Source organism: Pseudomonas sp. 1912-s, from assembly GCF_029269205.1.
Taxonomy (GTDB): Bacteria; Pseudomonadota; Gammaproteobacteria; order Pseudomonadales; family Pseudomonadaceae; genus Aquipseudomonas.
On record NZ_JARIXR010000012.1, the window covers coordinates 44325 to 69823 of the forward strand.

General features: G+C 61.9%; 29 protein-coding genes. 21 read left to right on the forward strand and 8 right to left on the reverse strand.

What is annotated here, in order from left to right; translation table 11 throughout:
- Nucleotides 1-99 precede the first annotated feature (99 nt).
- Both P3C29_RS16955 and P3C29_RS16960 read left to right on the forward strand, forming a co-directional pair.
- Complete coding sequence (locus P3C29_RS16955; RefSeq protein WP_275964964.1) at nucleotides 100-1350, forward strand: NAD(P)/FAD-dependent oxidoreductase; 1251 nt, start codon at nucleotides 100-102, stop codon at nucleotides 1348-1350.
- A gap of 71 nt (nucleotides 1351-1421) precedes the next feature.
- Nucleotides 1422-2309 carry a LysR family transcriptional regulator gene (locus P3C29_RS16960; RefSeq protein WP_275964965.1) on the forward strand — a complete coding sequence of 296 codons (888 nt, stop codon included), beginning with the start codon at nucleotides 1422-1424 and terminating at the stop codon, nucleotides 2307-2309.
- Here P3C29_RS16960 and P3C29_RS16965 read toward each other — a convergent pair.
- On the reverse strand, nucleotides 2306-2962 hold the full coding sequence (locus P3C29_RS16965) for a peroxiredoxin-like family protein (RefSeq protein WP_275964966.1): 657 nt from the start codon (nucleotides 2960-2962) through the stop codon (nucleotides 2306-2308). The genes P3C29_RS16960 and P3C29_RS16965 overlap by 4 nt on opposite strands.
- Nucleotides 2963-3436: 474 nt before the next feature.
- Between P3C29_RS16965 and P3C29_RS16970 the strand changes: the two genes are divergently transcribed.
- The 6 genes from P3C29_RS16970 to P3C29_RS16995 all read left to right on the forward strand — a co-directional run bounded on the left by P3C29_RS16970 (nucleotide 3437) and on the right by P3C29_RS16995 (nucleotide 8849).
- A complete protein-coding gene (locus P3C29_RS16970) occupies nucleotides 3437-4057 on the forward strand; it encodes a hypothetical protein (RefSeq protein WP_275964967.1) in 621 nt (206 codons plus the stop codon).
- 255 nt (nucleotides 4058-4312) lie between these two features.
- The gene (locus P3C29_RS16975; protein WP_201124578.1) at nucleotides 4313-5278 is read left to right on the forward strand and encodes an amino acid ABC transporter permease; all 966 of its coding nucleotides are present in this window, start codon (nucleotides 4313-4315) and stop codon (nucleotides 5276-5278) included.
- 15 nt (nucleotides 5279-5293) lie between these two features.
- Complete coding sequence (locus P3C29_RS16980) at nucleotides 5294-6058, forward strand: amino acid ABC transporter ATP-binding protein (RefSeq protein ID WP_201124579.1); 765 nt, start codon at nucleotides 5294-5296, stop codon at nucleotides 6056-6058.
- A gap of 65 nt (nucleotides 6059-6123) precedes the next feature.
- Nucleotides 6124-6963, forward strand: coding sequence for a transporter substrate-binding domain-containing protein (locus P3C29_RS16985; protein ID WP_275964969.1), 840 nt, complete (start codon nucleotides 6124-6126; stop codon nucleotides 6961-6963).
- A gap of 81 nt (nucleotides 6964-7044) precedes the next feature.
- Nucleotides 7045-8352, forward strand: coding sequence for an FAD-binding oxidoreductase (locus tag P3C29_RS16990; protein WP_275964970.1), 1308 nt, complete (start codon nucleotides 7045-7047; stop codon nucleotides 8350-8352).
- 26 nt (nucleotides 8353-8378) lie between these two features.
- Entirely contained in the window at nucleotides 8379-8849 is a 471-nt protein-coding gene (locus tag P3C29_RS16995; protein ID WP_010172103.1) for an Lrp/AsnC family transcriptional regulator, read from the forward strand.
- A gap of 9 nt (nucleotides 8850-8858) precedes the next feature.
- Here P3C29_RS16995 and P3C29_RS17000 read toward each other — a convergent pair whose 3' ends face one another.
- Complete coding sequence (locus P3C29_RS17000; RefSeq protein WP_275964971.1) at nucleotides 8859-9752, reverse strand: LysR substrate-binding domain-containing protein; 894 nt, start codon at nucleotides 9750-9752, stop codon at nucleotides 8859-8861.
- A 94-nt stretch (nucleotides 9753-9846) separates the two neighbouring features.
- On the opposite strand from P3C29_RS17000, the gene P3C29_RS17005 reads away from it, so the two are divergent.
- The 5 genes from P3C29_RS17005 (at nucleotide 9847) to P3C29_RS17025 (ending at nucleotide 15979) form a co-directional block, all read left to right on the forward strand.
- Entirely contained in the window at nucleotides 9847-11031 is a 1185-nt protein-coding gene (locus tag P3C29_RS17005; RefSeq protein WP_169388911.1) for an MFS transporter, read from the forward strand.
- A 150-nt stretch (nucleotides 11032-11181) separates the two neighbouring features.
- Nucleotides 11182-12612: an MFS transporter gene (locus P3C29_RS17010; RefSeq protein ID WP_275964972.1), complete on the forward strand. Its 1431-nt coding sequence runs from the start codon at nucleotides 11182-11184 to the stop codon at nucleotides 12610-12612.
- 151 nt (nucleotides 12613-12763) lie between these two features.
- A complete protein-coding gene (locus P3C29_RS17015; RefSeq protein ID WP_275964973.1) occupies nucleotides 12764-13285 on the forward strand; it encodes a helix-turn-helix domain-containing protein in 522 nt (173 codons plus the stop codon).
- Nucleotides 13286-13307: 22 nt separating this feature from the next.
- A complete protein-coding gene (locus tag P3C29_RS17020) occupies nucleotides 13308-14417 on the forward strand; it encodes an HlyD family secretion protein (RefSeq protein ID WP_275964974.1) in 1110 nt (369 codons plus the stop codon).
- A complete protein-coding gene (locus P3C29_RS17025; protein WP_275964975.1) occupies nucleotides 14414-15979 on the forward strand; it encodes a DHA2 family efflux MFS transporter permease subunit in 1566 nt (521 codons plus the stop codon). Before P3C29_RS17020 ends, P3C29_RS17025 begins: the two co-directional genes overlap by 4 nt.
- A gap of 9 nt (nucleotides 15980-15988) precedes the next feature.
- On the opposite strand, the gene P3C29_RS17030 is transcribed toward P3C29_RS17025, so the two are convergent.
- The gene (locus tag P3C29_RS17030; RefSeq protein WP_275964976.1) at nucleotides 15989-16768 is read right to left on the reverse strand and encodes an SDR family NAD(P)-dependent oxidoreductase; all 780 of its coding nucleotides are present in this window, start codon (nucleotides 16766-16768) and stop codon (nucleotides 15989-15991) included.
- A gap of 109 nt (nucleotides 16769-16877) precedes the next feature.
- Between P3C29_RS17030 and P3C29_RS17035 the strand changes: the two genes are divergently transcribed.
- On the forward strand, nucleotides 16878-17318 hold the full coding sequence (locus P3C29_RS17035; RefSeq protein ID WP_275964977.1) for a helix-turn-helix domain-containing protein: 441 nt from the start codon (nucleotides 16878-16880) through the stop codon (nucleotides 17316-17318).
- On the opposite strand, the gene P3C29_RS17040 is transcribed toward P3C29_RS17035, so the two are convergent.
- Both P3C29_RS17040 and P3C29_RS17045 read right to left on the reverse strand, forming a co-directional pair.
- Nucleotides 17313-17846 (reverse strand): hypothetical protein, encoded by a 534-nt coding sequence (locus P3C29_RS17040; protein ID WP_275964978.1) that lies wholly within the window; start codon nucleotides 17844-17846, stop codon nucleotides 17313-17315. The genes P3C29_RS17035 and P3C29_RS17040 overlap by 6 nt on opposite strands.
- 46 nt (nucleotides 17847-17892) lie before the next feature.
- Complete coding sequence (locus tag P3C29_RS17045) at nucleotides 17893-18054, reverse strand: DUF2986 domain-containing protein (RefSeq protein WP_010172128.1); 162 nt, start codon at nucleotides 18052-18054, stop codon at nucleotides 17893-17895.
- A gap of 145 nt (nucleotides 18055-18199) precedes the next feature.
- Here P3C29_RS17045 and P3C29_RS17050 point away from each other — a divergent pair, with 145 nt between their 5' ends.
- The 3 genes from P3C29_RS17050 (at nucleotide 18200) to P3C29_RS17060 (ending at nucleotide 20036) form a co-directional block, all read left to right on the forward strand.
- Complete coding sequence (locus P3C29_RS17050) at nucleotides 18200-18826, forward strand: glutathione S-transferase (RefSeq protein WP_275964979.1); 627 nt, start codon at nucleotides 18200-18202, stop codon at nucleotides 18824-18826.
- Nucleotides 18827-18831: 5 nt separating this feature from the next.
- On the forward strand, nucleotides 18832-19347 hold the full coding sequence (locus tag P3C29_RS17055) for an SUKH-4 family immunity protein (RefSeq protein ID WP_275964980.1): 516 nt from the start codon (nucleotides 18832-18834) through the stop codon (nucleotides 19345-19347).
- Between the two features lie 62 nt (nucleotides 19348-19409).
- On the forward strand, nucleotides 19410-20036 hold the full coding sequence (locus tag P3C29_RS17060; protein WP_201124591.1) for a LysE family translocator: 627 nt from the start codon (nucleotides 19410-19412) through the stop codon (nucleotides 20034-20036).
- Between the two features lie 76 nt (nucleotides 20037-20112).
- On the opposite strand, the gene P3C29_RS17065 is transcribed toward P3C29_RS17060, so the two are convergent.
- The gene (locus P3C29_RS17065) at nucleotides 20113-20976 is read right to left on the reverse strand and encodes a sensor domain-containing diguanylate cyclase (RefSeq protein WP_275964981.1); all 864 of its coding nucleotides are present in this window, start codon (nucleotides 20974-20976) and stop codon (nucleotides 20113-20115) included.
- A 308-nt stretch (nucleotides 20977-21284) separates the two neighbouring features.
- On the opposite strand from P3C29_RS17065, the gene P3C29_RS17070 reads away from it, so the two are divergent.
- Nucleotides 21285-21857, forward strand: a complete 573-nt coding sequence (locus P3C29_RS17070; RefSeq protein ID WP_275964982.1) for an XRE family transcriptional regulator — start codon at nucleotides 21285-21287, stop codon at nucleotides 21855-21857.
- 17 nt (nucleotides 21858-21874) lie between these two features.
- Here P3C29_RS17070 and P3C29_RS17075 read toward each other — a convergent pair whose 3' ends face one another.
- Nucleotides 21875-22483, reverse strand: coding sequence for a LysE family translocator (locus P3C29_RS17075; RefSeq protein ID WP_275964983.1), 609 nt, complete (start codon nucleotides 22481-22483; stop codon nucleotides 21875-21877).
- A 113-nt stretch (nucleotides 22484-22596) separates the two neighbouring features.
- Between P3C29_RS17075 and P3C29_RS17080 the strand changes: the two genes are divergently transcribed.
- The 3 genes from P3C29_RS17080 to P3C29_RS17090 all read left to right on the forward strand — a co-directional run bounded on the left by P3C29_RS17080 (nucleotide 22597) and on the right by P3C29_RS17090 (nucleotide 25115).
- Complete coding sequence (locus P3C29_RS17080; RefSeq protein WP_169388923.1) at nucleotides 22597-23460, forward strand: LysR family transcriptional regulator; 864 nt, start codon at nucleotides 22597-22599, stop codon at nucleotides 23458-23460.
- Between the two features lie 300 nt (nucleotides 23461-23760).
- Nucleotides 23761-24300 carry a kinase inhibitor gene (locus P3C29_RS17085; protein WP_275964984.1) on the forward strand — a complete coding sequence of 180 codons (540 nt, stop codon included), beginning with the start codon at nucleotides 23761-23763 and terminating at the stop codon, nucleotides 24298-24300.
- Between the two features lie 5 nt (nucleotides 24301-24305).
- A complete protein-coding gene (locus P3C29_RS17090) occupies nucleotides 24306-25115 on the forward strand; it encodes an AraC family transcriptional regulator (protein WP_275964985.1) in 810 nt (269 codons plus the stop codon).
- Between the two features lie 31 nt (nucleotides 25116-25146).
- Here the strand turns inward: P3C29_RS17090 and P3C29_RS17095 are convergent, their stop codons facing one another.
- Nucleotides 25147-25437 (reverse strand): hypothetical protein, encoded by a 291-nt coding sequence (locus tag P3C29_RS17095; RefSeq protein WP_169388925.1) that lies wholly within the window; start codon nucleotides 25435-25437, stop codon nucleotides 25147-25149.
- Nucleotides 25438-25499: the final 62 nt, after the last annotated feature.

Sequence of the window (25499 nt, forward strand, 5' to 3'; positions counted from 1 at the left end):
GTTTTGCCTAACCTCTACGTTCGAAAAGCATCATTTGCGGCTGGCTGGCGCTTGATCACACTGGCAGCCGTCGATGGTTGCTCACTTTAGGAAGCTCACATGTCAGTTGAAACAATCAACACCCTGGTGGTGGGCGCGGGCCAGGCGGGGGTCGCCATGAGTGAGCACCTCTCACTGATGGGCGTGCCGCACATTGTGCTGGAGCGCAACCGCATCGCCGAGCGCTGGCGGTCCGAGCGCTGGGACTCGCTGGTCGCCAACGGCCCGGCCTGGCACGACCGGTTTCCCGGCCTGAAATTCGAGGGTATTTCCCCGGAGAGCTTCCCGCCGAAAGAGCGCATGGCGGCATACTTTGAAGAGTACGTGCAGATGCTGAAGGCGCCGGTGCGCACCGGGGTTGAAGTGCAGCAAGTGGAGCGGCATGTGGGGCGGCCCGGGTTCAAGGTGACCACCTCGACCGGTGTGATCGAGGCCACCAACGTGGTTGCCGCAACGGGCCCCTTCCAACGGCCGTCCATCCCGAAACTGGTGCCGGAACACGCCAAGGTGCAGCAGCTTCATTCCTCCGCCTACAAGAATCCCGGCCAACTGGCTGAAGGTGCCGTGTTGGTGGTGGGCGCTGGAGCATCCGGCTCGCAGATTGCCGAAGAACTGCAAAAGGCCGGCAAGACGGTGTACCTCTCGGTGGGCGAACACTACCGCCCTCCTCGCGCTTACCGTGGCCGCGATTACTGCTGGTGGCTGGGCGCGCTGGGCTTGTGGGACGAGGTCAAAATCCAGCCGAAGAAAAAACATGTGGCCTTCGCCGTCAGTGGCTACGAAGGCGGCAAGACGGTCGACTTCCGCCGCCTGGCGCACATGGGCATTACGCTGGTGGGCGTAACCCGGGCGTGGAATGAAGGCGTGATGGAGTTTGAGCCGGGGCTCGCGGCCAACGTGGCCGAAGGTGACCGTGCCTACTTTGATGTGTTGCGGGACGCCGACGCCTATATCGAGCAGAACGGCCTGGAGTTTGCGCCGGAGCCTGAAGCGTGGGAACTGCTGGCTGACCCGCAATGCCTGGTGAACCCGATCCTCAGCCTGGACCTGGCAGAGGCTGGTGTGACCACGATCCTGTGGGCCACCGGTTTCAGTTTCGATTTCAGCTGGCTGAAGGTGAATGCGTTTGACGAGAAAGGCGAGCCTTTCCATAAGCGCGGGATCTCGGCGGAGAGCGGGATTTACTTCCTGGGTTTGCCCAACCTGGTGAACCGAGCGTCTTCGTTCATCTATGGTGTTTGGCACGATGCGAAGTACGTGGCCGACCATATCGTCTTGCAGAACGACTACAAGGCCTATCGCAAGCCGTGAGGCACTGGCGCGGCCCAGGCAATCCCGGCAGACTGCCTGCAAAGAGATGAGTCATTGCGGGGAACAACAGGATGGATCGGCTGGCGGCAATGGAAACCTATGTCTACGTGGTAGAGACCGGTTCGTTTTCTGCGGCGGCCAGGCGCCTGGAGGTCGGGCAACCCGCCATTTCAAAAACCATCGCACAGCTTGAAGAACACCTGGGCGTACGCCTGCTGATCCGCTCGACGCGCGGGTTGACGCCGACCGAGGCCGGCACGCTGTTTTTCGAGCACGCCAAAAAGGTGATCGAAGGCGCAGACGAAGCCGAACTCGCCGCTCGCGGGTCGGCGGCCGGGCTGACCGGCACCTTGCGGATTTCAGCGGCGACCACCTTCGCCCGGTTGCACATTCTTCCCCACCTTGGCGCGTTCCTGGAGCAGCACCCGCAGCTGGAGGTCGACGTGCGCCTGGACGACCGTTCGATGAACCTGATTGAAGAAGGGATCGACGTGGCGTTGCGCATGGGCAACCTCATCGATTCGAATCTGACCGCAAGAAAAATCGCCCAGTGCCGGCGGTTGGTGATGGCGACGCCGGCGTATTTCCAACGCTGCGGCGTGCCCGAATCCCCCGCCGACCTGGCCGATCACGAGGCCGTGATCTATACGCTGGGCGGCGGTGGCACCGCATGGCACTTCAAGAAAGATGGAACCGAACAGCCCGCCACGCTCTCCGGCCGTATACGGGTGAGCGCGGCCGAGGGTGTGCGCACGGCGGTGTTGTCGGGCTACAGCCTCACCATCTCGTCAGAATGGATGTTCACCCCTGAGCTGGCGAGTGGCGAGGTGGTGGCGGTGCTTGGAGACTGGGCGCTGCCGGAGCTGGACCTGTGGGCGATCTTCCCCACCGGGCGCATGGCAAGCGCCAAGGCCCGGGCGTTTGTCGACTTTGTCGAACAGTTGATGGAAAACCGTTAATCCTGCAACGCGGGCAGCAACTCGGAAGGGTCCGGGCGACGGGTGTAGTCCGGGTTGACTTCAGCGTAGGTGATCACGCCGTCCTGGCCGATCACGAAGCGCGCCGGCATGGGCAACACCCAATCCGGGTTGTTGTTGAAGGCCGGCAGGTCATTGCCGAACGACTTGTACAAATCCACCAGATAGTCGGGCAATTTGAAACGCAGCCCGAAGGCATCGGCCACGTCGCTCAGGGTGTCGGACAGAATCGGGAAGCTCAGTTTGTTCTCGCGCACCGACTTGCGGCTGTTTACGTTGTTCTGCGGAGAGATCGCCACCAGGCTTGCACCCAGCTCACGGAACGCCGGCAAGGCCTCCTCCAGCGCTTGCAGCTCCATGTTGCAGTACGGGCACCAAACGCCCCGGTAGAAGGTAATCACCAGCGGGCCCTTGGCCAACAACGCCACCGAGGAAACAGGATTGCCGTCGGGGTCGTTGAGCTTGAAGGCCGGGGCCTTGTCGCCGACCTTCAGCGCGCGTTTGGCCTGGCCGGTGGCGATCAGCTCGTCGGTGGCGCGTTTCATCACCACGTGCACCTGGGGCGGCGCGTTATAGGGTGGTTTGCCGGCGACGAAGTCCGCGTTGAAGGCATCGAGTTTTGCTTGAAGAGTCATGTTCGGTTCCTGGCATGGGGGCGGTTGACCACCCGGATTTAATCGCCAGACCAGCATTGCTGTTTGCAGGGTGCGGTAGTAGAGAGGCTGAAAGCATAGGAGCTATTCTTTGGCGGAATGCGATCCCTGTGGGTAGCGCGCTGGTTGTGGTGAGCGAGCTTGTTGTGGTGAGCGAGCTTGCTCGCGCTGGACTGCGCAGCAGTCCCATTTTCCGGGCCCGCTTCGCGACCCAATTTTACGAATCTACTGGCGCAGTCGGTTTAAACACCCCTGACTCATGTCTTCACCTCCCTTGCCGACACACTGGCGATGACGGGAACTCTCAACGGCCGATGCCTGCAATTGCTGGCCGTTTAACAGAGAACAAACACTCCCCCCATCCTCGGCTACACGCAGTCCCACCCACTCACCAGGGCTCGCGTGTTCCTGAGGTGTCGCATAGAAAGTCTTCATTTCTACCCCAGGAGTCACTCAATGAAATGGCATCAACTGCTCTTCCCTTTCGCCGCGCTGGTGACTTGCGCCAGCAGCTTCGCCGCCACGCCCCCACTGCAAACGTTTCTCGCCTGTGACGAAAACTCTCTGGCCGTGGTCAATCAGCCGGGTCTCAAGGAACGCATTCCCAGTGCGCTGGCCAACGGCAAGATGACGTTCAGTGGCGGAACCAAAACAGACATGGGGCAGCGGTGGGTGTTCGACACGCCGGTCACGCTCAATGGTGTCGCGTTGACCGGCTTTTTTGTGGAAGACCAGGACCTGATGGGCTCACGTATCATTGGCTGGGGCTTCTACACCCAGCAGGCACCCGATGAGCTTTACGCCCAGTTGAATAAAGTACCCGGCAGCAACCTGGAGAGCGCCAACGGGATTTACGCCCGCGCGCAAATCTGGTCGCACAAGCAGTCAGCCTGGGTACCGGAAAACGGCGATGACAATGCAGGCAAGTTGGTCACCGATACGGCAGAACGGATATTGATGGTAGAACCTGCGCCGCAAGACGCGACCAAGACCAGCAAAGGTATGGTCACCTGCTCGGTTCAAGGCACGGTCAGCGCAGCGATGCTCAAGTCCACTCGGCCTGACCTCATCAAGTGAGAATGGGGGGCAGACCACCATCACCTGAAGGTGGTCTGACCCCCTATTTTCTCCCCGCGATGAACGCGCATGAGTCTGCCGCGAAATGAATGCCGGCAAAACCTGATGACTCCAGCCATCAGATGTATGGCTCCCCTCCCCACATACGCCCATAAAAACCGCCAATCCCAACAATCCGCAGGGTGCCGCCCGGCATTTCGCCAACCCATAATGGACCGACAACAATAAAGGGGCTCACCCCGGGGCGCGTAAGCCATGTACAAAGACCATATCGTCAAGACCCGCATGACCGACAGCGCCGCCTTCATGGGCGCAGTCGCCGTCGTGATTTTCATCATCACGCTGGTCTGCGGTGTGGGTGACGGCCGCCTTTCCCACTTGATGGGGCCCATCGTTCTCGACCTGAAGGCACCGCTGGCGCGTGACATTGCGGTGGGCGGCACGTTCACCCTGACGGTGGTGCTGAACCTGTTCATCCTCGGCCGCTTTCCCTTGCGCGCGCAGATCATCACGGTGTGGTGCGAGTTGTTGGTACTGTTCCTGTTGTTCTTCGACACCTTCAACCTTTCCTACAGTTTTATCGCGACCAAAATCGGTTTCATGATCACCCAAGGGGTGTTCACCACCGTCTATGTGTCGGCGATTTCGATTGCGATTGCGTTCGTCCTGGCCTTGTTGGGCGCCACCGCACGCTTGTCTTCCAACGGCTTCGCGATTGCGATTGCCAGCTTCTACACCTCGTTTTTCCGCGGCGTTCCGCTGCTCATCCAGATCTATCTGATTTACCTGGGCATTCCTCAACTCGGTTATGTCGTCGGGGCGGTTCCGGCAGGCATCCTGGCGCTCTCGCTGTGTTATGGCGCCTACATGACGGAGATCTTCCGTGCCGGTATCAGCAGTATCTCGCGGGGCCAGTGGGAGGCGTCGCGGGCGATTGGCCTGAATCCTTTCCAGACCATGACCCGGGTGATTCTTCCGCAGTCCATGCGGCTGATCATTCCGCCAACAGGCAACCAGTTCATCTCGATGCTCAAGGACAGTTCGCTGGTGTCGGTGATCGGGGTCTGGGAGCTCATGTTCCTCGCGCGAACCCAGGGACGCGCCGAGTTCCGCCACCTGGAGATGCTCATCACTGCCGCCGTGCTGTATTGGCTGCTGTCGATCGTGCTGGAAACCGTTCAGGCCCGCCTGGAAAAACACTTCAACCGCGCCCATCGCTGAACCAGGAGCATGACGATGAATCAGCCTTCAGTAGCCCCTGCTCCGTATCCCGCCATCTCGATTCAAGACATGCACAAATGGTATGGCGATTTTTATGTGCTCAAGGGCATCGACCTGCACATTGCCAGCGGTGAAATCGTGGTGGTGTGCGGGCCGTCGGGTTCCGGCAAGTCCACCTTGATTCGCTGCCTGAACCTGCTGGAAGACTTCCAGAAAGGCCACGTGTTTATCGAAGGCACCGAGTTGACCCGTGATGCCGCCTGCGTGGCGGGCATACGGCGCCAGGTGGGCATGGTGTTCCAGCAGTTCAACCTGTTCCCGCACATGACAGTGCTGGAAAACCTCATGGTGGGGCCGCGCCTGGTGAGCAAACTCAGCGAGTTGCAGGCGCGGGAACTGGCGTATGAATACCTTGACCGGGTGCGCATCGGGAACCAGGCCGACAAATACCCCAGCCAGCTCTCGGGCGGCCAGCAGCAGCGCGTGGCCATTGCCCGCGCCCTGTGCATGCGCCCGCGCATCATGCTGTTCGATGAACCCACTTCCGCCCTTGACCCGGAGATGGTCAAGGAAGTGCTGGACGTGATGGGCGAACTGGCCCAGGACGGCATCACCATGGTCTGCGTCACCCACGAGATGGGGTTCGCGCGACGGGTTGCCGACCGAATCATCTTCATGGACCAGGGCTGCATCATCGAGCAGGCCAAGCCCACCGAGTTTTTTGACAACCCGCAGCACGAGCGTGCCCGGGAATTCCTGTCGCAGATTCTCAGCCACTGAGAAGCATCGTCGGACATCGACCAAAACAACAAAAATCCGCACTCACGATATCTGGAGGCTTACCCATGATCTCGCTCACCCGCTTCGTCGCCGCAGCCACTGTCGCCACCGCCCTCGCCGGCCTCACAGGCACCGCCTGGGCGGGCTCGACCCTTGACCGTATCCATGAAACCAAGGTGATCAAAGTGGCCACCTCCGCCAACTGGCCACCGCAATCGTTCCTGGGGCCGGACAATAAACTGCAAGGGTTTGATATCGACGTCGCCAGCGAGATCGGCAAACGCCTGGGCAGCAAAGTCGACTTCGTGACGCCCGAGTACGGGATCATCACCGCAGGCCGCTGGTCGAACCGCTGGGACTTGTCGGTGGGCTCCATGACCCCCACCACCGAGCGCACCCGGGTGCTCGACTTTCCCGCGATCTACTACTACACGCCGTATGTATTTGCCGTGCACAAGGACGCTGCCGCAGCCAAATTGGCGGACCTGAACGGCAAGATTATCGGCGTCGAGGCCGGTACGACTTCGGAGGACTACATCAATCGTCGCCTCAAGATCGACGCCGCCGATGTGCCGCCGTTTACCTATGACGTCACACCCGGCGAGGTTCGCACGTACGGCGACAGCATGGGCCCGCTGGATGACCTGCGCATGGGTAACGGGGTCCGCCTGGACGCTACCCTGTCCGCGCTTCCAACCATCGTCGCGGCCATCAAGAATGGCTATCCCATCGTCAGGGTGGAAGGCAAACCGGCCTACTACGAGCCCCTGGCCATCGCCGTGGACAAGGGCGATGACGCGTTCAACAGCGCGCTGACCAAGATCGTCGCCGACATGAAAGCCGACGGCACGCTCAAGCAGCTGTCTGAAAAATGGTACGGCGCCGACCTCACCCAAGTGCAATAAAAACCCCACAGGCCACACAGGCGCCCGTCCTCGACGCGGCGCGCTGTACGCCAGCGCCGCGAAAAAAGGACGACGGACTTCATGTACACCTACAACAACAACTACTACACCGCCACGATGCGCGACACGACTGAGCGTGCGGCGCTGTCAGGCAATGTCCAGGCCGATGTGTGCGTCATCGGCGCCGGGCTGGCGGGGTTGAGTACCGCGTGGGAGCTGGTTTCGCGCGGGCAGTCCGTGGTGCTGCTCGATGCGGGCCGTGTGGCCTGGGGAGCGTCGGGGCGCAATGGCGGTTTTGTGCTTCAAGGCTGGTCTGAAGGGTTGTCCTCCATCGAACGGCGCTGCGGCAAACCGACAGCTGCCGCGCTGTTCAAACTGTCGCTTGAAGGCGTCGATATTGTTCGGGGCATGCTCGCCGCTCATCAATTCCCGGGCTGTACACCCACGCCCGGAAAACTGAGCGTGGTTCGCTACGAGGATGGCGAGAACCTGCAGCGCATGCGCGACAAAATGGCCGCGGATTTCGACTTTCACCTCGACTACCTGGACCGCCAGGCGGTGCGCGAAAAGCTCAAGACCGAGCGGTATTTCCAGGCACTGCGAGACAACCATGGCTTTCACTTCCACCCTTTGAATTACTGCCTCGGCCTGGCCCGGCTTATCGAAGCCAGCGGCGGAAAAATCCATGAACGCTCGCCCATGACCCGCGTCGAAAGCCGCAACGGACGACACCGGGTCGTCACCGATCAGGGCAGCGTCGATTGTGCCCAGGTGGTGTACTGCTGCGGCGGCTACGGCGGGCCGGAGTTCGGCAAACTGCGCCGCGCCTTCCTGCCCATCGCAACCTACGCAGTGCTGACCGAGCATCTGGGCGATCGCCTGGCGGAGGCCGTCTGTACCAGCGATGCAGTGGGCGATAACCGTCGGGCTTCGGACTATTACCGAATCGTCGAGGGTGACCGCCTGCTGTGGGGCGGTCGCATCACCACCCGCAACCTGCAAGATGAAAAACGCCTGGGGCAGTTGCTGACACAAGACATCCTCGACGTTTACCCACAGTTGCGCGGCCTCCAGATCGAAAAAGCCTGGTCCGGGCTGATGGGCTATGCGCGGCATAAAATGCCGCACATTGGCCCGCTCGGGAAAGGCTTGTGGACATGTACATCATTTGGTGGCCATGGTATGAACACCGCGCCGATCGGCGCACGCGTCATCGCCGAGGCGATTTGTGGCGAAACCGATCGCTACCGTCTGTTTGATGCCTACGGCCTGGAATGGAACGGCGGCCCCCTCGGTCCGGCGGCCGCACAAACGGTGTACGCGGGCCTGAAGATGATGGACATGTTCCAGGAAAGGCGTTCGCAACACAGGGCAACTCACAAGAACTGAACCCGAGCGAGGTCAAGGACGTGTCCATGGAAACGCAGAATCCCGGTCCACTGTTTAACCTCACCGACAAGGACCGGCAGTTGCTTGGCCTGCTGCAGGCCAACGCACGCGAACCCACCGCGTCATTGGCCCGCAAGCTCGGGGTGTCGCGCTCTTCAGTGCAGGAGCGGATCACCCGCCTGGAAAAGGCCGGGGTCATCACCGGCTACAGCGTGCGCATCGACCAGGACCGGCTTCAGCAGACGATCAATTGCTTCACCATGACCTCCTGCACCAACAAGAGCTACACCGATGTCATGACCTCGCTGCGCAAGATGGAAGCGGTGCAGGCCGTGTATGCGGTCTCGGGTGAGTCCGACTTCATCATTCACCTGGCCACTACGACCTTGAGTGAACTCAACGCCGAGCTCACCCGGATCAACATGATCAAGGGGGTAGCGCACACGGCTTCCCACATCGTGATGGAAACCAAGTTCAGTCGGAAACTGACGGTGTGAAGTGCCCGTTCACGCCTGATGATGCTCCACCAAAAAATCGACAAACGCCCGCACCCGCGCCGGCATCGCCGCGCCGCCGACGAACACCGCGTGAATCGGCTCGCGGTCTCCCGGGTTATAGGCTTCAAGCAGCGGCACCAGATGGCCGCTTTTCACATCGTCGGCCACGCTGAACGCGCCAATGCGCGCAATGCCTGCGCCCAGCCTCGCCAACTGGGACAACGCTTCCCCACTGTTGCCCTCGATCGTACCGGCGACTTTCAGCGAAAAATCGCGCCCGTCCTGGCGAAACGGCCAATCGGGCGCTGCCCGGCGAAAGTTGAAACGCAGGCAGTTGTGGTCGAGTAAGTCTTGGGGCACCAGCGGTGTGCCGTTGCGCAGCAGATAGTCCGGTGAGGCCACGATGAGCTGCCCGGTAGACCCGATCAGGCGCGCGGTCAACGGGCTGTCGGCCAACAGGCCAAAGCGAATCGCCACGTCCGCTTGCCCACCCAGGATGTCCACGACTTCATCCCCCAGCAGCAGATCCACCACGATGGCCGGGTAGCGCGCGCTGAATGCGGCAATCAGCGGCACGATCGACAGCCGCCCGTGGGCCAGCGCCGCGCTGACTCTCAAACGCCCCCGGGGCACGCCCTGGTCGGTGATTGCGTCTTCGATTTCCGCCATGTCTGCCAGGATGCGCCGTGCGCCGCGCAGGTAGGCCTCGCCCTCGGCGGTGAGCGTGATCGCCCGGGTGGTACGCAGCAGCAGCCGGGTACCGATTCGCCGCTCGATGCGCGCGATGATCCGACTGACCGACGACGGCGTGAGGCTCAAGGCACGCGCCGCGCCCGACAGGCTGCCCTGCTCCGCCACCCTGGCAAATACCGCCATCTCCCCTGACCGCCCGCCTATGTCCATTTGTGCGCTCCACGCAAAGCTGTCGTGGCCCATCTGGGGCTACTGCTGGAAAAGGCAGGATTGTAGCATTTGGCACACAGATGAGGAGTCACCCATGCGTATCAACCCACCGCTTTTAGCACTGTCCATCGGCGCCTTCGGCATCGGTGTCACGGAGTTTGCCCCCATGGGCATGTTGCCCGGGATCGCCAGCGATCTTGATGTGTCCATTCCCGCCGCCGGGTTGCTGGTGAGCGCCTACGCCATGGGCGTGCTGATCGGCGCGCCGATCATGACCCTCGCGACCGCCAGGGTTCCACGCCGTTACCTGCTGATCGGCCTGATGGCGATCTTCACCCTGGGTAACCTGCTGTCGGCGTTGGCGCCCGACTATCAGACCCTGATGATGGCGCGGCTGGTGACCTCGTTGAACCACGGTGCATTCTTCGGCATCGGCTCGATCGTGGCCGCGAGCGTGGTGGCGCCAGACAAACGCGCGGGGGCCGTCGCGGCGATGTTCCTGGGGCTGACCCTGGCAACCATTGGCGGCGTGCCCCTGGCCACCTGGTTCGGTGAGAACTTCGGCTGGCGTACCGCGTTCTGGGGCATCAGCGGGCTCGGCGCGATGGTCATGGCCGCCCTGTGGTGGGCGCTGCCGAATGCGCCGGCCCCCAAAGGCGGCAGCCTGATGGCCGAGATCCGCGTGCTGGGCCGTGGTCCGGTGCTTGCCGCGCTGGCTCTGACCGTTGTGGGCTCCAGTGCGATGTTCACGGTGTTCACCTACATCGCGCCGATTCTGCGGGATGTCACCCATGCCTCGACCAACTTCGTCACCGGGATGCTCGTGCTGTTCGGCATCGGCCTGACCCTTGGCAACGTCTGGGGCGGCAAATCGGCGGACCGTTCGGTGGACCGCACCTTGATCACATCCCTCGTGGTGCTGATTGCCGTGCTGCTGGCGTTCTCGGTACTCATGCAATGGCCATTGCCCGCCGCCTTGTCGATCCTGTTGTGGGGCGCAGCCAGCTTTGCGCTGGTGCCACCGTTGCAGATGCGCGTGATGGAAGCGGCCAAGGATGCACCGAACCTGGCATCCGCCATGAACATCGGCGCGTTCAACTTCGGCAATGCCATCGGCGCGGCGCTGGGTGGGGCGGTGCTCAACGCGGGATTGGGCTACCCCGCGATTTCCCTGGCTGGCGCAATCATGGCGGGCCTGGGCTTGCTGATGGTGCTGGTTCTCGGCTGGCGCTCGCGACGTGCGGGTTCACGTACGGGTCGTGAGGTGGCGCAGGCGTGAAGGATGGGTTTCCACGAAACGCCAAGTCATCGCTTGCAAAATAATCAGCCTCGCTTCAATATTCCAAGCATAAACTTGGTTAATTAAACCAAGCCTGATGCTTATGCCTTTCGCCGGCTTGCGCCGCGAATGCATTACAAGGAATCGTTGATGCACACCCAAGACAGCAGTTGGGGCGAGTTGCTCCGCGGCAAGAACGCCACCCGTTCCATCGCCCTCTCAGGTGGCATAGCGCTCTATGCCACCAACACCTACATCGCCACCACCATCCTGCCGTCAGTGGTCGCCGAAATCGGCGGCCTGGAGCTGTACGCCTGGAGTACCACGCTGTACGTGGTGGCCTCGATCCTCGGTTCCGCACTCACCTCCAAATTGCTGCAACGCACCGGCCCAAGGCTGGCGTATGCCGTGGCGACGCTGGTGTTCATGGTGGGCGTGTTGATCTGCGCGCTGGCGCCGAGCATGCCGGTGATGCTCGCGGGGCGTTTCATCCAGGGCTTGGGCGGCGGGGTCTTGTTGGCCTTGTGTTATTCGATGATCCAGTGGGTATTCGAAGAGCGTTTGTGGCCGCGGGCAATGGCGCTGGTGTCGGGCATGTGGGGCGTGGCGACGCTGGTCGGGCCGGCGGTGGGCGGCGTGTTTGCCGAGATGGACGCCTGGCGCCTGGCCTTCGGCGCGATGGTGCCGGTGAGCCTGGCGTACATGGTGCTCACCAGTCGCGCCCTGCCCCCACGCGATACTGCAGCGACGGCTACCGCCCGTTTGCCGGTACCGCAACTGGTGCTGTTGGCCGGCGCGGTGTTGGCGGTGTGTGCGGGCAGCGTCTCGTCGCTGCCGAGCTGGAACCTGCTGGGCATCGCGATCTGTGCCGTGCTGGTGTGGCTGCTGATCCGCAAGGAGTCCAACGCCACGGTCCGCCTGTTGCCCAGGGATGCATTGAAGTTCAGCACCCCGCTCTGCGCGCTGTATGCGACCACCTGCTTGCTGGTGATCGGCATGAGCAGCGAGATTTTCATGCCGTACTTTCTGCAGCACCTGCATGGCCAGTCACCGTTGATTGCCGGCTACATGGCGGCGCTGATGGCGGCCGGCTGGACTGTCGCGGAAATCCTCAGCTCCGGCTGGACCGGCCGTGGTCCACACCGCGCCATCCTCGCCGGGCCGCTGTTTATCGTGGCGGGCCTGGTGATTCTGGCGATCACCACACCCATCGCCGGTCATGGGGATTGGATGCTGCTGGCACCTATTTGCCTGGGGCTGTTCCTGGTGGGTTTCGGCATCGGCCTGGGCTGGCCGCACCTGCTGACGCGCATTCTGCAAGTGGCGTCGGAACAGGATAAGGACACGGCGGCGTCGTCGATCACCACCCTGCAACTGTTCGCCATGGCCATGGGCGCGGCCTTGGCGGGAGTCATCTCGAACATGGCGGGCATCAATGACGTGGCAAGCACTGCCGGCGTCGCCAATGCGGCGCGTTGGCTGTTCGCCCTGTTTACCCTGGCACCGGTGTTGGCCCTGGTGATGGCGCTGCGCGCAACGCGGACCAAGGCCAGCGCCGGGGAAGCATTAACGGTGTCTTGAACCTGAAAATCCGCTGGCACCTCCTTTGAAAAGCCCTGCCCGTCAGGGCTTTTTTGTGCGTGCAATAATTTTTCTCCGAGTGACTTTCATTATGAAATCCACTGTGCAATATTACTCTCGTAATATTTAGCAACAGATCCCGGAGATCATCGTGAAAAAAGCCAGTTTCCAACCCATGCCCTGCCCGGTCGCCCGTGCCCTGGAGCACATTGGTGATGGCTGGAGCCTGTTGATCCTGCGGGATGCGTTCTACGGGCTGCGCCGTTTCGATGAGTTCCTCCAGAGCCTCGGGATCGCCTCGAACACCCTGACACGCCGCCTGAACACTCTGGTGACCCACGGTTTGCTGGAGCGGCGCCCCTACCAGGACAACCCGCCACGCCACGAGTACCACCTCACCGAAGCCGGTCGGGAGCTGCGCCAGGTCATTCTCACGCTGATGGCCTGGGGCGCACGGCATGCCGAAGGCTCGACCAAGGTGTTTCTCGCCGATGAAGCCACCGGGCGCCCCGTGAAACTCGCGTTGATGGACGCCAACACCGGTAAACCCATCACCCGCGAGGGCCACCGGGTGCATGTCGCCGCCGACGCCGAACCGCTGACCCTGTGGCGCGCGCGAACCGGCCGGGCCTACGCCGAAAAAGACCAACTGGTCAGCCCCTTCCCCCACTAATACTCAATGAGGTCATTTCGCCATGGACGCTCAAGTCAGCGCTGTGCCCGAACCCACCAAAACATCCCGGCGCAAACAGGTGCTGCGCCTGGGGCTGCTGACCCTGGCCGTGGCGGGCGGCGTCTGGTACGCCAGCCACTGGTGGCTGGTCAGCCGGTTTGTTGAAGACACCGACGACGCCTACGTGGGGGCGGATGTGACCGTCATCAGCGCCAAAGTGCCCGGCTATATCAGCGAAGTGGCCGTGCAGGACAACCAGTTCGTGCACGCCGGCGACGTGCTGGCGCGCATCGATGTGCGCGACTACCGCACCGCCCTGGCCAAAGCCGACGGCGCCGTGGCTGCGCAACAGGCCGCGCTCGCCAACCTGGACGCCACCGAACAGCTGCAACTGGCGGTGATCAACCAGGCCAGGGCGCAGATCGACGCCACCGACGCCGAGGCGCAACGGGCCGGCGACGATCAGACGCGTTACCAGAACCTGGTGCGCAGCCAGGCCGTGTCGGTCGAAAGCGCGCAACGGGTCAACGCCGTGTGGAAGACCGCCCGCGCCGATCACTCCCGGGCGCAAGCCGGGTTGATGGCGGCACGCCGGCAAATCGACGTGATTGAAACCCAGCGCGGCCAGGCTCGCGCCGCACTGCAACAGGCGCAGGCCGAACGCGACCAGGCGCAGTTGAACCTCAGCTACACCGAACTGCGGGCCCCGGTGGACGGCTATGTGGGCAACCGCCGCGCCAGGGTCGGTGCCTACGCCGCGGCCGGCAGCCAACTGATCTCGGTGGTGCCGGCGAAGGGGCTGTGGGTGGACGCCAACTTCAAGGAAGACCAATTGGGCCGCCTGCAGGTTGGGCAAAGCGTGAGCATCCGCGCCGATATCCTCCCCGGTCGCGAATTCCACGGGCACATCGAGAGCCTGGCCCCTGCCACCGGCGCGCAGTTCAGTGTGTTGCCACCGGAAAACGCCACCGGCAACTTCACCAAGATCGTGCAGCGCGTGCCGGTACGCGTGCGCCTGGATAGCCGCGACGCCGACTTTGGCGCCCTGCGCCCGGGCTTGTCGGTCATGGCCAAGGTCAACACCCAGGCAGCGTTCGACGACCAGGCCGGCGCACTCAAGGCCCAGCTATGAACAGCCCGTTGCCCGTCCTCAGCACGGCGCAAAAGGTCGCAGCCTTCGCCACCATGTGCGTGGGCATGTTCATCGCGTTGATCGATATCCAGATCGTGTCCGCCTCGCTCAAGGACATCGGCGGCGGGCTGTCTGCCGGCGCGGACGACACGGCGTGGGTACAGACCGCCTACCTGATCGCGGAAATCATCGTGATCCCCATGTCGGGCTGGCTCTCGCGGGTGATGAGCACGCGCAGGCTGTTCGCCGCCTCGGCGGCCGGGTTTACCTTGACCAGCCTGCTGTGCGCGATGGCCTGGAACATCCAGAGCATGATCGCGTTTCGCGCCTTGCAGGGGTTTCTGGGGGGCTCGATGATCCCGCTGGTGTTCACCACCGCGTTCATGTATTTCAACGGCAAACAGCGGGTGATCGCCGCGTCCACCATCGGCGCCATCGCGTCCCTGGCCCCCACGCTGGGCCCCGCCGTGGGCGGCTGGATTACCGATATTTCCTCCTGGCACTGGCTGTTCTACATCAACCTGGTGCCCGGCCTGTTTGTGACCTTTGCGGTGCCGATGCTGGTCAAGGTCGACCGCCCCAACCCGTCATTGCTCAAGGGCGCCGACTATATCGGCATGGCGTTGATGGCGGTGTTTCTCGGCTGCCTGGAGTACACCCTGGAAGAGGGCCCGCGCTGGAACTGGTTCAGTGACAGCACCATCTCCACCACCGCCTGGATCGCCGCCGTCAGCGGCGGGCTGTTTATCTGGCGCTGCCTGGAAATCAAGGAGCCGATTGTCGATTTACGCGCCTTGCGGGACAGAAACTTCGCCCTGGGCTGCCTGTTTTCATTCATCACCGGCATCGGCATTTTCGCCACCATCTACCTCACACCGCTGTTTCTCGGCCGGGTGCGCGGGTACGGCTCGCTGGATATCGGCCTGGCGGTGTTTTCCACGGGGGTGTTCCAGTTGCTGGCGATCCCGGTGTACGCGCTACTGGCCAATCGTTTCGACCTGCGTTGGATCCTGATGTTTGGGTTATCGCTGTTCGCCCTGTCGATGTGGGACTTCTCCCCCATCACCCACGACTGGGGTGCCAAGGAGCTGCTGCTGCCCCAGGCCATACGCGGTTTTGCCCAACAAATGGCAGTACCGCCCGTGGTCACCCTGACCCTCGGCGCACTGGCCCCCGACCGGCTGAAACTCGCCTCGGGCCTGTTCAACCTGATGCGCAACCTCGGCGGCGCCATCGGCATCGCCGCCTGCGCCACGGTGCTCAACGACCGCACCAACCTGCACTTCTTGCGCCTGGCTGAGCACCTGAACATCCGGAACGAATCGATGAACGTCTGGCTTGAGCAGCTTTCAGGTAACGCCCAGTTGCTTGGGCAAAACAGCCTGGACGCCAGCCAGTTCGCGCTGAGTCAGCTGTGGGCGCTGACCTGGCGCGAGGCGCAAACGCTGACCTATGCGGACGCGTTCCTGATGATCATGGTGTGCTTCATCGTCGCCGTGTTGCTGGTGCCGTTGATGCGCAAGGTGCAGCCGCCGAAGCAGCCGTCTGCGGATGCGCATTGAGTCGTCCGATCATGTTGAAGGCCGCAACGGCGCCAGCCGGCTGAGCTTGGTCATCTGTTTGAATATCAGGCCAGGCGCAACCCGGCTGGCCACCTTCAGCACCTTGCTCAGGCCCGGGCATATTTCCAGTTGGCCGGCTTCGATTTGCCGGATGCATTGCTGCACCATCAGCACCGGGTCCATGCCTTTTTCGTTCTTCATTTCTTCCGCGAACTCGGCCCTGAGCAGCGGTGTTTCGGTGCCGGGTGGGGCAAGCTCCACCACGGTGACGGCGCTGTGCTGAAGCTGTGCTCGCAGGCATTGGGTGTAAGCGTGCAATGCCGACTTGGACGCACTGTAGACGGGCGCCGCCGGAAACGGCACAAACGCCAGCCCGGACGAGACGTTAATAATCAAACCGCGCGGGTGTTTGAGCAGCCAGGGAAGAAACTGCTGGATCATCCGGATCGGGCCATTCAGGTTGATCTCGATCTCTTCAGTCACGTCCTCCAGCACCCGCTCCCCGGCCAGCTTGATGTTGCGCATCACGCCCGCGTTATTCACCAGCGTATCGAGCCCAGGGAACTGACCGGTGACTGCCGCAAACAGCGTTTGGATGCTGGCGGGGTCGCGCACGTCGCTTTGAAACGTGTGCAGACTCGGCAGTAGTTTCCGCGCCTCGTCCAGCCTGTGCTGATCGCGGCCCGTCACGATCACGGTATTGCCTCGTGCCACAAGCTGGCGGGCAAGTTCAAGCCCGATACCACTCGAACCTCCCGTCACTAGCACTGTTCGTCCGGTCATCTTCATCGACGCTCTCCAATGGTGGGTCACACGCAACGAGCTTGAGGGATATACTGGCCTTAAGTAAGTAGGCACCCAAAAGATCTATACGCACCTGAAAGAGAGTGTCCAACGGATGAACAAACACCCTGGCTTTACCGATGAGCAGATTGCCGCCGCCCAGTTTTATGCCCGGCAAACGCCCCCGAAGGACCTGGACCCACGGATCGCGCCCCTGGTGACCGACCTGATAGGCCGCGTTGCGGACAAATGGACCATGCTGATTCTTGAAGCCTTGATCGAGACGACGCCGCTGCGCTTCACGCGCTTGAGTGAGCGAGTCGGCGGCATCAGCCAGAAGATGCTGACGCAGACCTTGCGAGGAATGGAGAGGGACGGCCTGGTGGTGCGCAAGGTCTACCCCGTCGTGCCGCCGAAGGTTGAATACAGCCTGACAACCCTCGGCTTTACGCTGGGTGCCACCTTTTGTGGCGTGTGGGTCTGGGCGGCTAACAATCTGGAGGAGATTGAACAGGCACGGGCGGATTTCGACCTACGGTGCAACACCGAGTCATAAGGCCGCAAAGTACTGGAGCACCTCTCCAATCCCGTCAATATCGGGGGCCTCGCTCACGGCGGCTTGCGGGCTGCACCATGGGTAACTCAGGCGGGACACCCAGCTCATCACGCTCCCCAGGTCTGACGCCGGCAGTGTCTTCATATGCTCGATGGTGATCGTCAGCCTTTCGACCAGCCCCGCTTCGGCATTGAACTGCCATTCATACACACCACACCCTACCCGGGCTTCGCCGGAGCTCTTGTCGGACATGCCCACCAGCCATTGGCACTGATAGGTTTTGGCCCCAGCCTCCGGTGGCGCCCCCAGGCAAAACGTATAGACGTTTTCAAAGGTCTGCCCGAACCGCCTCACCAGCACATCGCCGATGCCGTCCACCCCTTCGACGTGGGGCGGAAACGAGATGGACCCGGTGCGCACCACCATGTCCAGGATCGCGTCCGGAACGAACGCCCGGCTGAGCAAATGCGGGCGGTTGCCGTCCTTGGCGAGTATGTAGTGCTGAATCGCGAGTTGAGCAGTGTTCATGGTTTTTCCGTCGATTCCCTATCGGATGATGCTTAGGCCTTCTGGATCAGCTCTCAGAAGAAACAACCGTCTCATCAGCAGATTCAGCCGCCAGTTTCAGGCGGTCTGCTTTACTGATGTACTTGTCCTTGCGGGCCGGCGCCAGTTTGGCACTGGCCTTTTTGGCCTTGGCCTTGAACAGCTGCTGTAGTTTTTTTTGACGATTCATGGTTTCTATCCGGTGTGTAATCAGTGCTTGCCGTGGTGATTATCCATCTTTCATGCCGTCATCGAAGCACATTTAATTCACGGCACTCCACAACGCCACAGCGGTCTGTGCCTATACGCCCCTATTCTCGCCCAGCGGAGCCACCATGATCATCGTCCACCACCTCAACAACTCCCGTTCGCAACGCATCCTGTGGTTGCTCGAAGAACTCGGCCTGCCCTACGAGATCAAGCGCTACCAGCGCGACCCGAAAACCAACCTCGCGCCACCTGAACTCAAGGCCATCAACGCCCTGGGCAAATCACCGGTGATTGAAGATGGAGCCCAGGTGGTCATCGAGTCCGGCGCCATCATCGACTACCTGATTCGCCGCCACGGTCACGGTCACCTGCAACCCGACCCTGCCACCGCCACGTACGACAAATACGTGCAATGGCTGCACTTCGCCGAAGGCTCGGCCATGCTGCCGCTGATGCTCAACCTGTATGTCGGACGCCTGGGTGATGCCGGCGCGCCGCTGCATCCGCGTATCGAGTCCGAGGTGGCCAATCACCTGGGTTACCTGGACAACGCGTTGGGGCGATCGCCGTACCTGGTGGGTGAGGAATTGACCGGCGCGGATATCCAGATGAGCTTCATCGGCGAAATCGCCCGGGCCCAGGGCAAGTTGCAGGCGTACCCGAATGTGGCGGCGTGGGTGCAACGGTTCCAGGAACGGCCTGCGTATCGCAAGGCACTGGAACAGGGCGGGGAGTATGCGTTTGCGAAATAAAGAACATGACCGGGTTTGACTTCAAGGCACGATTTATAGCGGCGCTGCCGTTCGTGCCGCCGGAACTGGACCTGTGCCTTGGCGAATTTGTCGTCTACGAGGCAGGCAAGGTGAGTGCCCTGGCGCCACAAGACTCGCAGTTCCTGCTCAAACAGGGACTTCCGCGCGACGCCGCCCCCTTCCTGAGTTTTGAAGCCTACAGCGCATCGCAAATCGCCCACCGGCTGACGGTGTACGGGCTTAGCGAGGACTATTTCCCACTTGGGCACAACGGATCGGGGGACGTTTTGGCAATCGATCGTCGAAGCCGCGAGGTCGTTTGCTTCAACCATGACTTCGATAACGCACGTGTTTTCATCAATGCTACCTTGATGCAATTTGCGCAGTGCCTGTGCCTCTTCCAGGAGCATCTGCGTGACGGCAGGATTGATCGATGCCTGGCTGAGATCAAGCGGGTTGACCCCGCAGCGGCAGTGCCGGGTGCGATGTGGACCGACGCGGTCAGCGAAGAGCTTTGTTGAATTGCTTTAACGCCCTGGATAGGGATAACTGTAGGGCGCATACAACTTTGAGATAACCCAGCATGTTCGACCTCGCCCCCATCCTGACGTATATCGCCGTGGTCATCGGCCTGTTCCTGATCCCCGGCCCGGCCGTATTGCTGGTGATCACCCGCACCCTCCAGGGCGGGCGCAAGGTCGGGATCGCCACCGGACTCGGCGTTGCCTCGGGCGACCTGATCCACACGCTGTGCGCAGCACTGGGCCTGTCCGCAATCCTGATGACCTCGGCCGTGGCGTTTAACGTGGTGAAAGTCGTCGGCGCCTGTTACCTGATCTACCTGGGCGTACGCGCCTTTATGGCCAAGCCGGGTGCGACCACGCGCAAAGACCTGCCCACGGTGACCTCGACCCAGGCGTATTTCCAGGCGGTGGGCGCGGAGGTGTTGAACCCAAAAACCGCGATTTTCTTCCTGGCCTTCCTGCCGCAATTCATTCACCCGGAATCGGGTTCTTCCCTGGCTCAATTCGCGGTGCTGGGGTTGATCTTCTCGGGGCTCAGTGCGGTGTACACCACCCTGATTTCGGTGGCGATCCGTCCGTTGAGCCAATGGATGGTGGGGCTTTCAAGGCTGCGCCGTTGGGAGGGGAAAATCATTGGTACGTTGTTCATGGGCCTGGGGCTGAAAATCGCGTTTCAGCAGCGTTAATTCATAGCTGGGAGCTGTCGAGCTTTGCCGGTTAGACCTTCACGGCTTGAGTGAACACGATTCGGGAGCCCTGGAGTCACTCCACTGCAAACCGCTGCCGCTTAACCCGGTACATCTCGCCGTCCGCGTGTCTGAGCAGGCTGTCGGCATCTGCCCCATCCGCCGGGTAAAACGCTACGCCGATACTGCAGGACGGCATCTTAACCGCGCCAAACTCAGCGCTCAGGGGCTGGGCCATCACCGCAAGTATCTGCTGCACTTTCGCCGACACGGCTTCCGGTGACTGGATATCCGTCAGCAGCACGGTGAATTCATCCCCGCCCATCCGGGCCACCAGGTCGCTCTCACGCACACACCCTTCCAGCCGTCGTGCAATCACGCAGAGCACGCGGTCGCCCACGGCATGCCCGTGCACATCATTGATGCCCTTGAAGTCATTGACGTCCAGGAACAGCAAGGCCAGAGGACTTTTGTGGTGGTGGGCCGCTTGCAGGGCCTCGTCCAGCCGGTCATTGAACAGCGAGCGATTGGTGAGGGCCGTCAGCGGGTCGTGATGGGCGAGGAAACGCAGCTCTTCCTCCGCCTGCGTCAGGGCCGTTACGTCCCGCGCAACACCGATCCGCGCCCCCACTTCCTCGGACCAGAAGGCCGCCCACAGGATGTGCACGACGCTGCCATCCTTGCGGATATAGCGGTTGCGGAAGTCGACGTGGGGTTTGCCATTCATGACCCGCACGATCGAGGCCCGGGTGCGCGCCAGGTCTTCAGGGTGCATGTAGTTCGTGATCGGGGTGCCGGTCAGCTCATCAGCGCGGTAACCGAGCAACGCTTCGCAGGCATCACTGACAAAGACAATCTGGTTTTCACTGTCGACCACGAACACCGTATCCAGCATCAGGTGGATCAGTTTGGGATAGAGGGCTTGCAGGTCAACGGGCATGGGGCATCGGGCGTCCGGTTCATGTGGGCCGATCATAGCCCGATCATGCCGGATGGCAAAAAGGAATCATAGCGGCCCGCAGAATAGCCGCAGGCAATGTTGTTGGGCCAACTGGGTTGCCACGAGCAGGCTGCGCCACCCTTCGAGGTCGCAGGACAGCGCGCGCCAGAGCAGCCACGGCCAATAGGTGTAGAGGTGGAACACGTACCAGATCATTCGACGGACCGGATTTTATAATGAACGAATGATTGGTATGCTGAACAACAGACAACACAGCGTCAACCCTTTAAGGATGATTTGAAGAACAAATGACTGACATAACGAACAACCTCAACCCGAGTCGAATCGACCTGCTGGCCCTGTCGATCAAGCGCGAACGCCAGGCCGCCGGGCTTTCGTTGACCGAACTGGCGAAACGCGCGGGGGTGGCGAAGTCGACCTTGTCACAGCTGGAGTCCGGGATCGGCAACCCGAGTATTGAAACCCTGTGGTCGCTGGCCACGGCGATGGGGTTGCAGGTGACCCGGTTCTTCGAGCAGCCCCGGCAGCATCTGCGGGTGATTCGCGCCCACGAAGGCCTGACCACCTATACCGAAACCGGCAACTACGCGGCGACGCTGCTTGCGGATTGCCCGGCGGGCGTGCGGCGCGATATCTACCGGCTCAAGGTGCAGCCTGGCGAGGTGCGCCTGTCTCAGCCCCACCCTGCCGGCACAGTAGAACATGTGATGCTGTGCAGCGGCAGCGCGAACATCGGACCGGCCAATGAGCCCGTGCGGCTGCATGCCGGCGACTACATCAGCTACCTGGCGAACGCGCCCCATGTGTTTGAGGCGCTTGAGGCGGACACCACCGCGGTGATGGTGATCGAGCACCCTTGAGCGGTGGGCATTCGCCCTCAGGCATGGATAGGCAGGGCCACCCCGAACAGCACAAAAAAACCGCCACACACCTTATTGAACCGGCGCCCGGTTCTGGCCAGCCAGGGCCGGACCCGGTGCGCGGCGCTGGCCACCAGATACTCAACGATGAACTCCACCACGGCGTAGGTCAGGGCGATGGTGAGCGTCTGCGCGATGATGTTCCGGTGCGGGTCCAGGAACGGTGGAATGAACGCGGTGAACAGCAGCAAGGCCTTGGGGTTCGAAATGGCCGACACCAGCCCTTGGCGGAACAGCGGCCAGCCCCGCGAGCTGGTTGTGCCGGTCGCCTCAAGGCTGACCGGCGCCGCCCGCCACAGCCCGAAGCCCAGCCAGATCAGATACAGCCCACCCGCAACTTTCAGGGCAGTGAACAAACTGGCCGACGCCTGGATCAGCGCCCCCAACCCCAACGCACACAGCGCCAGCACCAACGCAAACCCGAGCACGCCGCCGGTGATGGTGAACAGCGTTTTGCGGCTGCCATGAAGGGCGCCATGGGTCAGCGCCAATAACGCATTGGGGCCTGGCACCACCGCGATGCCGAAGCAGGTAACCACGTAAAGTAGCCAGGTATCAAAGGGCATGGTCCGATCCAGTAGGTGTTGGTTCTGGGCAGAATGTTGCGGGTGAACAAACCCTCATGAAAAGCGCATAATTCAGGCCTTAGCCATTCGATTAACGAATAGAGGTCACCGCGATGCCGGCCAGTGATTTGCAACTTGATTGGCTCAAATGCTTTGTGGCCGTGGTGGACGCCGGCTCGCTGTCGGGCGCCGCCCACGAGGTCAACCGCTCGCAGTCCGCCGTCAGCATGCAGATGAAGAAACTCGAGGCGGCCCTTGGGCGGCAGTTGTTGAGCCGAGGCCCCAGGCACCTGCAACTGACCGCCGACGGCCAGACCCTGCTGAGCTACGCCCGGCGTATGCTCGCCCTGCACGCCGAGACCCAGGCGGCGTTTCACGGTGAAGAACTGACCGGGCGCATCCGCCTGGGCGTCGCGGAAGACTACGCGGCCCGGTACCTCACGCCGCTGCTCAAGCGCTATTCGCCGCGCTACGCCGGGGTGGAAATCGAACTCACCTGTGAACAGTCGACCACGCTGATCCCGCAGTTGCGCAGCGGCGACCTTGACCTGGCGCTGGTGTCCAGGGATTCGCCCCAGAGCGGCACCTTCCTGTTCAAGGAGCCCATGGTCTGGGTCGGTTCACCCCAGTTCGAACTGTGGCGACGCGACCCGATCCCCATCGCCGTCTACGAAAGCGCCAGCCTGGCCCGGCATTACGCGGTGAACTCGCTCACCCAACGGGGGCGGGCATTCAAGGTGGTGTACAACAGCTCCAGCCTTGCCGGCCAGGTGGCCGCCGTAGAGGGCGGGCTGGCGATTGCCGCGATCACCCAGTGCACCGTGCAGGAGTCGCTTCAGGTGTTGGGGAGCGAGCACGGCCTGGGAAACATTCAACCCATGGAAGTTTCGATTCTGCGTAGCCGGGCGTCTCGCGGGTCTAAAGCCGTCAACAGCCTGCATGCATTCATCATCCGGGCGCTGAGGGCTCAGCCGTAGTCGTTTTGTGATGTGTGGCACCGGCCTCTGTGGCGAGCGGGCTTGCCCCGCGTTGGGCTGCGCAGCAGCCCCAAAACCTGCTACCGGGTAGTGCCTGACAGAACACGGCGGCGCTCAGTGGGGCCGCTTCGCAGCCCAACGCGGGGCAAGCCCGCTCGCCACACAAGCCCTGTTTTCCTTAATAAACATTGAGGAGGGTGCGACAGAGCATTTCGGCACAATCATTGAGCGCTTCGGCGCAGTCCGGCATCCCGGCGCTGTTTAGGCTTAACCCTCACCCCACGCCTGGACACCACCGCGATGAAACTCAAAGCACTTGCACCTGCGATCACCCTGATCATGGCCGCCAGCGGGCACGCCGCCAGCTTCTCCCTCAGCAGCCCGGACATCGCCGACCAGCGCCCGCTGACGCGCCTGCAAGAATTCAATGGTTTCGGCTGCAACGGCGGCAACACGTCCCCTGCCCTGTCCTGGAGCAACGCCCCGGCGGGCACCAAAAGCTTTGCCATCACCGTCTACGACCCCGACGCCCCGACCGGCAGCGGCTGGTGGCACTGGACGGTGGTCAACCTGCCCGCCACCGTCACCCAACTGCCGAGTAACGTGGGCGCCCACCTGCCGGCCGGTGCCGTGCAAGGACGCACGGATTACGGCCAGCCCGGCTTCGGAGGCGCGTGCCCGCCCGTGGGTGATAAACCCCATCGCTATCAATTCACCGTATGGGCGTTGAAAGTCGACACGCTGCCGATCGACAATCAGTCCAGCGGCGCCCTGGTCGGCTACATGCTCAATGCCAACAGCCTGGCCAAGGCCACAATCACGGCCCCTTACGGACGCTAGTCACGATGGATGTTCACGAAGGTGTACGGCACAGGGAAAGCATCATTGAAAGCTGCGTGATCAGGGCCCGGCAACACCACACCCTGCAACGCGTGCCGATCTTCATGACGGCCCTGTGCCGCGTGCGCCAAGGGCAAAAACAGATGCAGTGGGACGCGCGCGAAATGCGCGCGGGCCCGCAGGATTTGATTTTGCTGCCGGCGGGGCGCGAGCTGGGCGTAACCAACTTTCCCGGTGCCCAGGGTGACTACATCGCCGACGTGGTGTCGTTTCCGGTGCCGGTGTTGCGTAGCTTCATCGCCCGGTATGGCGCACAGTTCAAGGGCAACACGAACACAGACCTGTGCGTGCGCCTCGACAAACAGACCCGACAAGCCTGGGACCACCTGCTGATCGCCCTGAACACCGGCGCCCCGGCGACCTTGTGCACCCACTATGGCGAAGCTGTGTTGCTGTGCCTGTGCCTGGCCGGCCAGGCGGGGCCGTTGCTGATGGATCGCAATGATCCGTTGAGTGAGCGGGTGCAGCGGTTGATTGGCAGCAATCTGTCTCGGGACTGGACCGTGGCCAGCGTTGCGCAGCAGTTGAATCTGGGGGAGTCGACCCTGCGCCGGCAGTTGGCCAATGAGGATACGAGCTTCAGGTCGATCCTGGAAAACGTGCGACTGGGGGCTGCCTTGCAACAGCTGCAAACCTCCAGGGACTCCATTGGGGAGATTTCCAACGCGTGCGGGTATGCGTCGGCTTCAAGGTTTGCGGTGCGGTTCAAGTCGCATTATGGGCTGTCGCCAAGGTCGTTGCGGGCGGCGATGTGAGGGTTTTGGGACGAGGTTTATCGAATCTCCTCTACCCCTCGCAAATCGCTTTCAGACCCAGGATGGTGGTTGGTGTACTGCCAATATGAGTGGCCGTGCTGACAACCATATTAGCGCCCGTGTCACCTTCCAGATGATAAGGCTTACCGTCACACACCTTGGCCGCTTTCTGGTTTATGTTCTCCAGCATCCCCTCCCTGGAATTAAAGATGCTGCCATGGCTCGTGATCATGTAGACGCCAGGCGTCACTTCATAAGCCCCGGTAAAGGTACATCCCGTTAACAGCAAGGCAACAGAACCGCTCAAGAGTAACTTCTTCATGTGACCTCCCAGTCAATATTCAATGATTAATTCGCGACGTTACTCGACACAAGCAACCGTTG